This is a genomic window from Rhodococcus sp. ACPA4, from assembly GCF_002300185.1.
Classification (GTDB): Bacteria; Actinomycetota; Actinomycetes; order Mycobacteriales; family Mycobacteriaceae; genus Rhodococcus_F; species Rhodococcus_F globerula.
In genome coordinates, this window is the sequence record NZ_NSDY01000001.1 from 580,336 (window position 1) to 593,653 (window position 13,318).

13 protein-coding genes are annotated in these 13,318 nt (G+C 60.6%); 4 read left to right on the plus strand and 9 right to left on the minus strand.

Annotated features, from left to right (window positions below; genetic code table 11):
• Positions 1-350: 350 nt before the first annotated feature.
• From CJ178_RS02620 to CJ178_RS02635, 4 genes are all read left to right on the plus strand, one after another.
• Positions 351-1,691 (plus strand): serine hydrolase domain-containing protein, encoded by a 1,341-nt coding sequence (locus CJ178_RS02620; RefSeq protein ID WP_095886050.1) that lies wholly within the window; start codon positions 351-353, stop codon positions 1,689-1,691.
• Positions 1,692-1,829: 138 nt separating this feature from the next.
• A complete protein-coding gene (locus tag CJ178_RS33040) occupies positions 1,830-2,066 on the plus strand; it encodes an RGCVC family protein (RefSeq protein WP_072782492.1) in 237 nt (78 codons plus the stop codon).
• A gap of 62 nt (positions 2,067-2,128) precedes the next feature.
• Positions 2,129-2,752 carry a TetR/AcrR family transcriptional regulator gene (locus CJ178_RS02630; protein WP_033234868.1) on the plus strand — a complete coding sequence of 208 codons (624 nt, stop codon included), beginning with the start codon at positions 2,129-2,131 and terminating at the stop codon, positions 2,750-2,752.
• Between the two features lie 26 nt (positions 2,753-2,778).
• A complete protein-coding gene (locus CJ178_RS02635) occupies positions 2,779-4,035 on the plus strand; it encodes a DUF1214 domain-containing protein (protein ID WP_095886051.1) in 1,257 nt (418 codons plus the stop codon).
• 6 nt (positions 4,036-4,041) lie between these two features.
• On the opposite strand, the gene CJ178_RS02640 is transcribed toward CJ178_RS02635, so the two are convergent.
• The 9 genes from CJ178_RS02640 to nuoH are packed head-to-tail and all read right to left on the minus strand — an operon-like array spanning position 4,042 to position 13,312.
• Positions 4,042-4,671, minus strand: coding sequence for a class I SAM-dependent methyltransferase (locus tag CJ178_RS02640; protein ID WP_033234867.1), 630 nt, complete (start codon positions 4,669-4,671; stop codon positions 4,042-4,044).
• Positions 4,668-5,324: a lysoplasmalogenase gene (locus CJ178_RS02645; RefSeq protein WP_033234866.1), complete on the minus strand. Its 657-nt coding sequence runs from the start codon at positions 5,322-5,324 to the stop codon at positions 4,668-4,670. The genes CJ178_RS02640 and CJ178_RS02645 overlap by 4 nt, the downstream gene beginning before the upstream one ends.
• A 19-nt stretch (positions 5,325-5,343) precedes the next feature.
• On the minus strand, positions 5,344-6,939 hold the full coding sequence (gene nuoN / locus CJ178_RS02650) for an NADH-quinone oxidoreductase subunit NuoN (RefSeq protein WP_095886052.1): 1,596 nt from the start codon (positions 6,937-6,939) through the stop codon (positions 5,344-5,346).
• Positions 6,936-8,555 carry an NADH-quinone oxidoreductase subunit M gene (locus CJ178_RS02655; protein WP_257012984.1) on the minus strand — a complete coding sequence of 540 codons (1,620 nt, stop codon included), beginning with the start codon at positions 8,553-8,555 and terminating at the stop codon, positions 6,936-6,938. Before CJ178_RS02655 ends, nuoN begins: the two co-directional genes overlap by 4 nt.
• On the minus strand, positions 8,552-10,444 hold the full coding sequence (gene nuoL / locus CJ178_RS02660) for an NADH-quinone oxidoreductase subunit L (RefSeq protein ID WP_095886053.1): 1,893 nt from the start codon (positions 10,442-10,444) through the stop codon (positions 8,552-8,554). The genes CJ178_RS02655 and nuoL overlap by 4 nt, the downstream gene beginning before the upstream one ends.
• A gap of 1 nt (position 10,445) precedes the next feature.
• Complete coding sequence (nuoK, locus tag CJ178_RS02665; protein ID WP_033234863.1) at positions 10,446-10,745, minus strand: NADH-quinone oxidoreductase subunit NuoK; 300 nt, start codon at positions 10,743-10,745, stop codon at positions 10,446-10,448.
• Positions 10,742-11,539, minus strand: coding sequence for an NADH-quinone oxidoreductase subunit J (locus CJ178_RS02670; RefSeq protein WP_092808439.1), 798 nt, complete (start codon positions 11,537-11,539; stop codon positions 10,742-10,744). Before CJ178_RS02670 ends, nuoK begins: the two co-directional genes overlap by 4 nt.
• Positions 11,536-12,063, minus strand: a complete 528-nt coding sequence (gene nuoI, locus CJ178_RS02675; RefSeq protein ID WP_033234861.1) for an NADH-quinone oxidoreductase subunit NuoI — start codon at positions 12,061-12,063, stop codon at positions 11,536-11,538. The genes CJ178_RS02670 and nuoI overlap by 4 nt, the downstream gene beginning before the upstream one ends.
• The gene (nuoH, locus tag CJ178_RS02680) at positions 12,056-13,312 is read right to left on the minus strand and encodes an NADH-quinone oxidoreductase subunit NuoH (protein WP_373557467.1); all 1,257 of its coding nucleotides are present in this window, start codon (positions 13,310-13,312) and stop codon (positions 12,056-12,058) included. Before nuoH ends, nuoI begins: the two co-directional genes overlap by 8 nt.
• Positions 13,313-13,318 lie beyond the last annotated feature (6 nt).

Here is a 13,318-nt window from a genome sequence, read left to right on the forward strand (position 1 = left end):
GCTCGCACTGGCACCTTCGGTGTCGATACCATACGGGCCGGAAAAGTTTGAACCACAGTTGATTACGGGGTCTGGCGGTTGATGACGATTCGGGTTTGGTGGCCCAGAACAAAAAGTGGCTTGGTATTTTTGTGAATCGGCCGAGACACGCATCACGCCGACCGTCGAGAATAGCAGTCGGTAACTCAGTCGCGTCCAATCGATTATCGCTCGGGCCCAAGCTTTTTCACGGAGGTAGCATGAAGCGGTAAGGCACTCAACGGATCTGCGTCGCATCTCTACCAGTAAGCCGACTCACACCGACCGAAGAAGCAGCAATACAGAACGCCGGCGAAATCGAGGAATCAAAGATGCAAGAACAGTTGCAGGAACTTGTCGACCAGTGGAGGGTCGAGGCGAACATCCCCGGCGTATCGGTCGGTATCGTGCACGGTGACAAGGACATCGTCGTCACCAGCGGTATCGAGAGCGTCGAGACACAACTTCCGGTCACCGACAAGACCATGTTCATGATCGGCTCCACCACAAAGGTTTTCGTCTCGACTGCTGCCATGACGCTCGTCGAGGACGGCTTGCTCGACCTCGACACCCCGGTGGTCGAATACGTACCCGAGCTTGTCCTCGCCGACGAAGAAGCCACCCGTACAGTCACCATGCGCCACCTCCTCACCCACGCCGGAGGATTCACCGGCGACGCCAGCCTTTCTGCAGGCTGGGGCGAAGACGCACTGATTCGCTCGGTTTCGCGACTGAAGGAGCTACGACAAGAATTCCCGGTCGGTGAGGTCTTCTCGTACAGTAACTCCGGTTTTGTGCTCGCCGGACACGTCGTGGCCAAGATAAGCGGGCTGACTTTCGAAGAGTTGGTCACACAGCGAGTCCTGGAACCTCTCGACATGAAGGATTCGGCCTTCCTGCCCTGGGATGTGATGACTCATCGGTTTGCGCTCGGCCATTACATTCGCGACGGTGTCCCGTTTGTTTCCAATGAAACCGGGCTCGACCGCGGCATGACGCCCTGCGGCGGAATGTGGTCCTCGGTGCGGGATCAACTGGTCTGGGCGCGCTACGCACTTTCGGGCGAACACCCCGGCGAGGGACAGCCGCTCGACGAGTCCACACGGTTGCTGATGCAGGCACCGCAGCGGCCGGCGGCGATGATGTTCGAAGAGGTCGGTCTGGGGTGGCTGCTGACCAGATACGGCAGCACACAGGTCGTCCGGCACGGCGGCAACGTCAGCAATCTCCAGGTCTCCGAGTTCATGACGGTGCCGGAGAGGAACTTCGCCATCACCGTTCTGACCAATGCACTCGGTGGAGGAATCGCCAAGAAAATTGTCGATTGGTGCATGAGCAACATCGCGGAACTGCCAACGCCCGTTTCGCTCGACCTGGTCGACCTCACCCCCGCCGCGGTCGACGCGGTCCTGGGCAAGTATCAGGCGGGTTCGCTGACAATGACGGTCGCCCCTGGTGACGGGGGAATCGGCATCCGGATGGGTAGCGCAAAGGACCTCGGCGAGTACGAGGACATCGTCTGGCCGCCGGCGATCCCGATTGCCTTCGTCAACGACAACAACTTCGCCGCTCGTGCGGACACCACTCGGGCGTTGGGACGCTTTGTCACCGACGACACCGGACGCGCTGTGATGCTGGAATTCGGCGGGCGTACCGCTAAGCGAGTGGCTTAGACCGGTAGGGGACGACGCCGAGACCGAAGCGGGTAGCGTGGAGGATGCCGAGGGCAAATCGAATGTGTGCCGTCACGCCACGTCGTCCTCGGCATCCACATCGGCCGGAAGTTGAATGGTCGAGAATGGAGAACCGCCATGGCCTCGAACCCGACCGATGTGTCGAATTCTGTCGACGTTTCCCAGTCACCTGCCGCGCATCAGGCGCAAGGATCGGCAGATTCGACGCCGTCCTGTCCGGCTTGTGGGCACAGTCTGGAATCCCACGATCCCCTCGGAATTCGATTCTGCGGTGTGACCTCGGAGCGGAATCTTGACCGAAAATGCATCTGCCCGGATGAGCATGTGAGCATGCAGCACTACACGCGCTATTGAACACCACCCAGAATTAACGCACTGCATTGACAATTTAATGCAGTGCGTTATAGCGTCCTCGCATGGCATCAGTAGATCCCAAAAGTGCAATGGTCGATGTCGCCGAGCGGTTGCTCGGCACCCAGGGAGTCGACGCGCTCTCGATGCGAGATGTGGCAAACATTGCGGGCCAACGCAATACGTCTGCTGTGCAGTATCACTTCGGTGGACGCGATCAACTGCTCATTGAAGTGTTCCGTCGCCGAATGGTGGCAATCGCAGAGGATCGACGTGCCTTCTTGGCGACAATCGACGCAGCCGGCCGTGGCCGCGAATTGCGAGCACTCGTCGAGGTCTCGATCGTTCCTTTTGCATCCTCGGTGAGCAGATCCGTCGACGGCGCGAACTACGCCGAATTCATTGTCAGACTCCTTCCTACGGTGGACTATTTTGGTTCAGATCTTGATTCCCCCGGCAATGTGAACCGAGAAATCCATCAAAGGTTGGTGTCTTCATTGACACATCTGACGGAGAATCAGGCTGCTGAGCGAGTCGAGATGATGTTCACTATGGCGTTCTCGGCGATCGCACTACACCTGAAACGTGGTGCGCTCGGAATTGGCTCTGCTTCAGCAACTTTCGACGACTATGTCGAACATGTCCTGGTGGTGGCTGTTGCTGCGTTGTCCGCTGGGCAATCAGTGTGACTGTTGACAAACAGAAATGAGCAAAGATGGACGTTTCCTCTCGTTCCGAAGCCGATAATGCTGCGTTGGATGCAGCCTGGGCAAAAATGTGTGACGACCTGCGGTCCGCAGGCACTCTTGTGGCACGTGACCCGGTGGCAGTCGATCCCACGATGCGCTCGGCGGGATACCGATACTTGCTGAATCTTCTCAATGCGGGGCTGGAGCAGATGGTGTTCAGTGCCGACCCGGAATACCCGGAAGTCGGCCACCTCCAAGATAATACGAAGCGTTATGCGACTGAGTCTCCGGACTGCTTGTTCGGTCACGCAACTCTCGATGCGGTCGGTACATATCGACTGACAGGTACCGGCGGGTGCGCGCGATATCTTGGGCTGACGTTGTACGACTCCGTCAATCTGTACGAGAACCTGGACCGCGCTGCGCTCGAGCGCAGAGATTTTGCGGCAGCGTTCAAGGCCGCAACGGCCGGCACCCTTGGCGCGATGTCGAATCCCGGCGGAATCACCTTGGATGCAAACGGCGACTTCGAGGTGATCATCAGTGCTGAGCGCCATGACGGGAACTGGCTGCCGATGGACGCCGCTGCGACGAAGCTGATGATCCGTCAGTACTTCTACGACTGGGAAAATGAAGAGCCGTATCACATTTCGCTCGAGCGGCTGGACTTCTCAGGAACCGGGCCGGTGCCGGACCCCGTGGTGATCGCCAGTCAGGTGACGAGAGTCGGTGAGTTCGTCGACGGATTCTCGGACTACTGGGCAGCAATGTATGCGGCCCGCGCCGGTGAGCGCAACGTACTGCGAACACAGCCACCCGTCAGTGAGACCTACGCTTCCGATACCGGGTACATCGCCTACGGCGGAGGAAGTTTCGAGATCGGCGACGACGAAGCCGTCATCATCGAGGTGACACCACCGGACTGCCATTTCTGGAATATCCATCTCGGCGACTACTGGGGCCAGTCGCTGGACTACACGTTCCGCCAGACGTCGCTCAACGGACACCAAGCAGTGCTCGACGGTGGGGTCTTTCGGGCTGTTCTTGCACATCGTGATCCGGGAGTGGCCAATTGGCTCGACACGGCCGGAAACCGCTTCACTCGTTGCGTGTACCGATGGTGGCTCGCCGGCAGTGACGATCTGCCGACGCCCACCGTGCGAGTCGTGAAGTTTGCTGACCTGGCCGAGGAACTACCCGGGGTCGAACGGATTTCGGCGGACGAAAGAAAGTCGATGCTCGATCGTCGCCGTCGTGCGGTACTGGCTCGCTATCAGCGATAGAGCCGACTATTCTGCGCGGGAGAACACCGCTACCAGGAAGCCGGAATCGTCGGTGAACGGTCGTAGGTCCCACGTGGAGAGCAGCAGATCAACCGTAAGCCCGCTGGCTGACGCGTCGGCCAGGAAGTCCGAGAATTCGTAGTCGCGGCCGGCGCCGAAACCGACGACCACGCGTCCGGTCGGGGAGATATGACGGGCGAACCCGGCCAGCACGGTCCGTCGGGTCGACGGCGCGAGGAAGGTCACCACATTGCCGGCGCACACGATGACGTCGAAATCGGCCGCAACTCCACGACTGGGCAGATCCAACTCCGCAAGATCGCCGACGAGCCACGTGGGTCCGGGGTAGTCCGCTTCCGCTGCGGCGATCAGTACCGGATCAACATCGACGCCGACAACCTCGTGGCCGGCTTTCTGCAGGTGACCTCCCAGGCGTCCCGGCCCACAGCCTGCGTCGAGAACCCGGCCGCCGCGGCTGAGCATTGCGTCGATCAGCCGAGCCTCACCGACAATGTCATTGCCTTCCGCTGCCATGGTCCGGAAGCGTTCGATGTACCGCGTGGAATGTGATGGGTCGGCAGTGGTGATTTCTTCCCACTGGCTGGGTGTGCGCTGGCTGGGGGCCGGTTCAGTCATCTTGTGATGGTACCGAGCCTCATTTTCTCCTGACTGAGGATGCCAACCGTCAGGAGGAGCAGCGCGAGGATGTACGACGCCATGATCCAGATGTCGGTGGGTTCGGGCTGCCACTTGTCTGCTTGGCCCAACAGAATAATGGCGTCCGAGAAGAGAAAGAGTGCTCCGCCCAATCCTGCAGTCTTGTTGTAAGCCAATGAGGTTGCCGCGGTGCAGACCAGGATTGCGGCGTAGATCGGGACGGGAATCTGGAGTTCGCCGAGGCCGGACCAGGTGTAACCAACAAGGGCGACGGCGGCGGCGGTGTAGGCGAGGAGAACCCACGGGTTTTTACGGATACCTTGCAGTGCTCCGCGCGAGATGAAGAAACGGATGAAGCAGATGTGGCCGATCGCGAAGGCCGCCATTCCGACGATGAAGGTGCCGTCCCAGAGAAGGAACAGATCGCCGAAGGCGCACGCGATAAGCGCGGCGGCGATAATTTTCGGTCCGTGATCCACCAGAACCCAGGCGGCAAGGAGCGGAGCAAGCATCACTTTTGTGATGCCATCCCACGGCGTCACGTCCGCGCCGTTGAGGATCAGGTGCGCGACGGCAACAATCGCGAAGGCAACAAACCACGGACTCCGCACGATGAGCTTTTCCACTGTCATCGATCCACCGTATCGGGACTTAACGGATGAACTCCGCTGCTCGCTCGGCAAGATCGAGTGCCGGTTGCGGCAGCACTCCGAGGATCAGTGTCACGCCGGCGCCGAGGCCGATGACACTGCTGGTGAGCGCACTCGGAACAACGACGCTCGGGGCGTCGTCAACAGGATCGGTGAAGAACATCAACACGATGACTCGCACGTAGAAGTACGCCGCAATCGCGCTGCACAGGACACCGACAATCACGAGTGGGGCCGCGCCGCCCTCCGCGGCGGCTTGGAACACCGCGAACTTGCCGATGAATCCACTGGTCAAGGGAATTCCGGCAAAAGCGAGGAGGAACAGTGCAAACACGACTCCGATCAACGGTGAGCGTCTACCCAATCCGGCCCAGCGATTCAGTGTGGCAACTTCGCCGTCAGAGTCACGCACCAGAGTGACAACCGCAAAAGCGCCGAGCGTGCTGAATCCGTACGCGAGTAGGTAGAACATCGTCGAAGACAGACCCGCATCCGAATCGGCGACCACCCCGGTCAGGATGAATCCGGTGTGTGCGACGGCCGAGTACGCCAGCATTCGCTTCATATCGGTCTGCGTGAGAGCGACAACGGAACCGACAACCATCGTGGCGATCGCAACGCCCCACATCAGTGGACGCCAATTCACGTACTCGTTGGGCAGCGCCACGTAGAACACTCGCAGGATGGCTCCGAAGCCGGCGATCTTGGTGGCAGTAGCCATGAAACTGGTGATCGGGGTCGGTGCACCCTGATACACGTCGGGAATCCACGAATGGAAGGGCACTGCGCCGACTTTGAACAACAGACCTACTGCAAGCAGGGCGGTGCCGAGCCACAGGAAGGAATCGTTCTCCGTTCCGATTCGTGCCGCATCGGCGATACCGGAGAGCGTGACCGTGCCGGCATAGCCGTAGAGCAGGGCAATGCCGAACACGAAGAACGCCGACGAGAATGCCCCGAGCAGAAAGTATTTCATCGCCGCTTCCTGCGACAGGAGACGGCGTCGTCGCGCCAATCCGCACAGCAAGTACAGCGGAAGTGAGAACACTTCGAGCGCAACAAACATCGTGAGGAGATCGTTGGATGCGGGGAAGAGGAGCATTCCGCCCACCGCAAAGAGCGTCAGTGGGAACACTTCTGTTTGTGCAACACCGGCTTTGGTTGCTTCTTGTTCGGCAACGCTGCCGGGAACGCTCGACGCTTGAGGCGTGAAACTCCCCAGCGCGTCCTCGTGATTCTCGGCAGGCACCGTATCGCCTGATCCGCGCTCGGCGATCAGCAACACGGCCGGAATCGCAACCAGCAGAATGGTGCCTTGCAAGAACAGGGTGGGACCGTCGACGGCAACGGATCCCGCCATTGCCAGTGATCGAGTGCCCGCAAGTGCGACGACAGCCACAAATGCCGCAGCCAATCCGCCGATACCGAGGACCAACTGGACGGGGTAGCGCACCGAGCGAGGTGCAAACGCTTCGACCAGCACTCCCACCACCGCGACACCGAATACGATCAGCATCGGTGACAGCAGGCTGTATTCGACACTCGTGGAATGGGATGCAGGCTCCGCGAGAACGGCCAATCCGTCGAAGGAACTCATTTGTGGGCACCTTCCTCGGTACTGGCATCGGCATCGGCATCGGCGATCACGGGTGTGGGCACCTCATCGACGACGGTGTGGCTGACCGCAGGGGTAATGATGTCGAGAGCCGGTTTGGGGTAGATGCCCAGGAAGAGCAGGAGCGCGATCAACGGCGCCACCACAACAAGTTCGCGGCGAACCAAATCGCGGATTTTGTCGGAGCCTTCTTTCTCGGGACCACCCATGATCCGCTGGTAGAGCCACAGGATGTAGATCGCAGACAGGACCAGCGCACTGGTCGCGATGATGGCAGCGACGTGATAGCGCGTGTATGTGCCGATCAGGACCAGGAATTCGCTGATGAACGGCGCCAGGCCGGGAAGCGAGAGAGTGGCAAGTCCGGCAACGAGGAAGGTGCCGGCAAGAACCGGTGCAACTTTCTGCACACCGCCGTACGCCGCGATGGCGCGTGTACCATGCTGCGAGACAAGGAAACCCGCGATCAGGAACAGCGCGGCCGTCGAGATTCCGTGGTTGACCATGTACAGAGCGGAACCGGCCTGGCTCTGACTGGTCATCGCAAAGATCCCCAGAATGATGAACCCGAAGTGCGAAATCGACGTGTACGCGATCAGGCGCATGATGTCGGTCTGCCCGGTCGCGAGAATCGCGCCGTAGACGATGCCGATCACTGCGAGCGTGATGATCCATGGCGCAAACGTCGCGGACGACTCCGGAAACAGTTGCAGACAGTAGCGAATCATCGCGAAGGTACCCACCTTGTCGACGACGGCCATCATCAGAACAGCTGTCGACGGCGTGGATTCCACCGCCGAATCCGGCAGCCAACTGTGCAGCGGCCAGAGTGGGGCCTTGACCGCAAACGCAAACATGAAGCCGAGGAACAGTGCGTTGAGTACACCTGGCCCGACACCCAGGTCGCCGTTCGCAGCTGCTGCGGCGATGGCTTGGAAGTCGAAAGTTCCTGAGGTGAATGGGCTCTCCGCGCGGGCGGTCACCACGTAGAGGCCAACGACTGCCGCGAGCATGACCAACCCGCCGAGCAGGTTGTATAACAGGAATTTGACCGCGGCGCGTGACCGGTTGGCACCACCGAAACCACCGATCAGGAAGTACATCGGTATCAGCATTGCCTCGAAGAATATGTAGAAGAGCAGAACGTCGAGCGCGCTGAACGACAGCAGCACCATCGATTCGACTACGAGGATCAAGGCGAAGTACGTGTGCGGCAAGCGTCGTGGCGGTTCGTCCGGGGTCTCCGCCGGCACCGCGGGGACGTCGTTCCATCCGGCAACCAAGAGCAGCGGCACCAGTACTGCCGTCAGTAGAACGAGAACAAGTGCGATGCCGTCCAGTCCCAGGCTGTAACTGGTCCCGAATGCGGGTATCCAACTGTGCCTTTCGACGAATTGGAACTGCTGTCCGCCGCGGTCGAACGTGATGGCGAGGGCCACACCGATCGCGAGGACACCCAACGACACCGCAAGAGCAACGGATTTGGCGATGTGAGACATCCGGGCCGGAAGTGCGACCACCACTGCGGCGCCGACAAGGGGGAGTAGCCACAGGAATGTCAGAGCGGGGAAGCCGGCGTTTGTCACAGATTCGTTCACCACAGTGTCACCGCCATCATCGTCGCGACCACCAGCGCTGCACCCACGAACATCACCAAGGCGTAGGAACGGACGAAGCCTGTCTGCAGCTTGCGGACCAGGCCGGAAAGTCCGCTGACCGCCCCGGCAAAGCCGTCGACCGCACCGTCGATGCCTTTGGTGTCGACCACCTCCAACGTCTGGGTGAGCTGTTGGCCGGGCTTCATGAACACCGCTTCGTTGAATGCGTCGCCGTACAGATCACGACGGGCGGCGACGGTCAGCGCGGACACGGCAGTGGGCGCCTCTACCGGGATTTCCCGAGCTGCATACTCGCGGTAGGCAACTCCGACGCCGAGTGCGACCACAACCAGGGCCATCAGGGTGATGGTCCACGCGGGTATCGGCGGCTCCACGTGATGGGCGCCGACAACGGGTTCGAGCCAGTTCTGCAAGCTGGACCCGATGGTCAGCAGCATGCCGGCGCCGACGGATCCCACCGCGAGCACAATCATCGGAGACGTCATCACGGAAGGGGATTCGTGTGGATTCTGGTTGTCCCATCGAGGTTTCCCGAAGAAGGTCATGAGCATCACGCGGGTCATGTAGAACGCGGTGAGTGCGGCACCCAGCAACGTGACCAGGCCGAGGACTATGCCCTTGACCCCGCCGTCGCCGATGGCAACTTCGATGATCTTGTCCTTGGAGAAGAAGCCCGCAAACGGCGGAACACCGATGATGGCAAGGTATCCGAGCCCGAACGTGACAAACGTCAACGGCATGAATGCTCGCAGTCCGCCGTAGCGTCGCATGTCGGTTTCGTCGTTCATCGCGTGCATCACCGAACCGGCGCCGAGGAAGAGACCGGCTTTGAAGAATCCGTGGGTGATGAGATGCAGGATCGCGAACGCGTATCCGGCGGGCCCCAAACCGGCTGCGAGCACCATGTACCCGATCTGGCTCATGGTCGACGCGGCGAGAGCCTTCTTGATGTCGTCCTTCGCGCAGCCGATGATCGCGCCGAACAGGAGCGTGACCGCTCCGACGATCACCACCACTGTTCGGGCGTCGGGTGCCAGATCGAAGATCGGGTTGGAACGCACGATGAGGTAGACACCCGCAGTGACCATCGTTGCCGCATGGATCAGTGCCGACACCGGAGTTGGGCCTTCCATCGCGTCGCCCAGCCAGGACTGCAACGGCACCTGCGCGGACTTCGCGCACGCCGCGAGCAACAACATGAGACCGATGGCCGTCAGAACCCCTTCACTTGCGCCCGAGGCGTTGCCGAAAACTGTGGTGAACGACAGCGATCCGAAAGTGTTGAACATCACCATCATTGCGATCATCAGGCCGATGTCGCCGACTCGGTTGACCACAAATGCCTTTTTTGCCGCGGTCGCTGCCGTCGGCTTGTGCTGCCAGAACCCGATGAGCAGGTACGACGCCAGTCCGACGCCTTCCCAGCCGACGTACAGGCCGAGGAAGTTGTCGGCGAGGACCAGAAGCAGCATCGCCGCCAGGAACAGATTGAGGTACGCAAAGAACTTGCGGCGCTCGGGGTCGTGGTCCATGTATCCGACCGAGTAGATGTGGATCAGCGAGCCGACGCCGGTGATGAGGAGAACAAAGCACATGGAGAGTTGGTCGAGTTCGAGGCCGAACTGGACCTGCAGACTGTCAACGGGCACCCAGCTGAACAGGTGCTCGTTGATGCTCCGATCGGCGGTGTCGCGGCCGAGCATGCTGACGAAGAACGCCACTCCCACGGCAAACGACGCCAACGCCATGACGCACGCGAACAGGTGCCCCCAGGTGTTGGTGCGACGACCGGCAAGGAGTAGGACGGCAGCGCCGCACAGCGGCAGGGCAGGCAGTAACCAGATGGCGGACGTGATTCCTCCTGACATATCAGTACTTCAGCAGGTCTACGTCGTCGACGGATACAGAACGCCGAGATCGGAAGATAATCATGATGATTGCCAGGCCCACAACCACTTCCGCGGCGGCCACAACCATCGTGAAGAACGCAAAGATCTGGCCGTCGAGGTTGCCGTGCATCCGCGCGAACGTGACAAACGCGAGGTTGGCGGCGTTGAGCATCAACTCGATGCACATGAACACGACAATGGCGTTGCGTCGTAGGAGAACTCCGGCCGCGCCGATGGTGAACAGCAGAACCGACAGGTAGAGATAGTTCTCGGGATTCATCGGTTGTTCTCCTCTCTGCTTGTCGGATCCTGCATGCGCGGCGTGAGGGCGCTCGAGACCGAGATGTCCGACGGCGAGCCGTCGGGCAGCCGCGCCGGTATGTCGACAGCGTTGTTCCGGGCGTAGACACCGGGACTGGGCAGCGGTGTGGCCGAGCCCTTTTCGGGATTGTGCTCGTCGCTGCCCAAATACTTGAATCGCTGCTGCGAGAGTTCGCGTTGACTCATCGATGCCTCGATCTTCTCCCGGTGTGCCAGCATCATCGCGCCCAGCGTGGCCGTGATAAGCAGTGCGCCGGTCAATTCGAAGGCCCAGACGTAGCGAATGAAGATCAGATCTGCGAGCGCGTCGATGTTGCCCTGCTCGAGGTTGGTGAACCCGGTGAATCCCGAGATCGATGCGTTGCCGAGTCCGCCGATCAGCAGCAGACCAAAGCCGAGACCGATCACGATCGCGCTGACGCGTTGTCCCCGCAGTGTTTCGACCAGCGAGTCCGAGGAGTCGACGCCTACCAGCATCAGGACGAACAGGAACAGCATCATCACCGCACCCGTGTACACGACAACCTGAACAACTCCGAGGAACAAGGCACCTTGAACTATGTAGAACACGGCCAGGATGATCATGGTCATCGCCAGGAACAGCGCCGAATACACAGCTTTCGGCGCCGCAACAACTCCGAGTGCGCTGATCACGGCGAGAGTGCCGAGAATCCAGAACTGCACGGCCTCACCCGTCGACGTCGACGTCAGCGTTCCCTGTGCGAGAACCTCCGCGGTGATCGCGCTGATCATTGTTCCGGCTCCTGGCCGGCCGCCGCGATGTCGCCGCGGTAGTAGTCGTCCTGCGTGGTTCCCGGGCGCAATGCGTGCGGAGGCGCATCCATGTCGGGCTTCAGGGGTGCGAGCAAGCGGTCCTTCTCGTAGATCAAACCGGCGCGATTGTCGTCGGCCATCTCGTATTCGTTGGTCATGGTCAGCGCACGTGTGGGGCACGCCTCCACACACAATCCGCAACCGATGCACCGCAAGTAGTTGATCTGGTACACCTGGCCGTACCGTTCACCGGGGGAGTATCGCTCGTCTTCGGTGTTGTCCGCGCCTTCGACATAGATCGCGTCGGCGGGGCACGCCCACGCGCAGAGCTCGCAGCCGATGCATTTCTCGAGACCGTCGGCATACCGATTGAGTTGGTGGCGACCGTGATAACCCGGCGCCGTCGGCCGCTTCTCTTCCGGATAGAACTCGGTTTCCGGCTTCTTGAACATGGTTGAAAGCGTGACGCCGAATCCGGCAAGGGGTCCGAGGAATTCAGGCATGGGAGTCCTCCGATGTTTCGGTGGGTGCAGCTGTCTCGGTGGGTGTAACCCCGGTTCGGCTGAATGCAGAAACCGTCTGACCAGGCATCGGCGGCACAGGGAAGCCGCCGGCCATGGGATCGAACGGCGTGGGATCGAAAGGCGCGGTTGCGGTTGCGGCAGGTGGTTGCTCGACGTCGCGTCGACGGCCCCGGTAGAGACCACCGACTGCCAGAACAAGCGTGCCGCCCAGAACCACACCGATGCACAGCAGCACCAGCCAGGTGTTGTAGCCCGCGTTGCGGAAGGCGCGTACCGAGGCGATTGCCATGACCCACACCAATGCTGCCGGGATGAGGATTTTCCACCCGAGATTCATGAACTGGTCGTAGCGCAACCGGGGAAGCGTGCTGCGGAGCCAGATGAAGATGAAGAGGAAGAACCAGACCTTGCCGATGAACCACAGCACCGGCCACCACCCCGAATTTGCGCCGTCCCAGAGATTGAACGGGAACGGCGCGTGCCAGCCGCCGAGGAAGAGTGTCGTGGCCAGGGCCGAGACCGTCACCATGTTCACGTATTCCGCGAGCATGAACATCGCGAACTTGAGTGACGAGTACTCGGTATGGAATCCGCCTACCAGTTCGCCTTCGGCTTCGGGAAGGTCGAATGGCGCGCGGTTTGTTTCGCCGACCATGGCAACTACGTAGATGAGGAACGAGGGAAGGAGCAGGAAGACGTACCAGGATCCTTCCTGGGCGCTGACGATCCCGGACGTGGACATGGTTCCGGCGTAAAGGAATACGGCGGCAAACGACAAGCCCATCGCCACTTCGTACGAGATGACCTGCGCCGTGGATCGAAGAGCGCCGAGCAGCGGATAGGTCGATCCGGACGACCACCCGGCAAGAACGATTCCGTACACCCCGACGGAGGTGACGGCGAGGATGTACAGAACACCGACGGGAAGGTCTGTGAGTTGCAGCGGCGACCACGTCCCGAAGATCGACACTTCGGGGCCGAAGGGGACTACCGCAAATGCCATGAACGCGGGGACGACGGCAATGATCGGAGCCAACATGTAAATCGGTTTGTCGACGCCGGAGGGTGTGATGCCTTCCTTGAGAGCCAGTTTCACGCCATCTGCCAGGCTTTGCAGCAATCCGCGCGGGCCAACCCGGTTGGGGCCGACACGCATCTGCATTCGGGCCATGACCTTGCGCTCGACGTAGATCGCGATCAGCGTCGTGAGCAACAGGAACACGAAGATGACGAG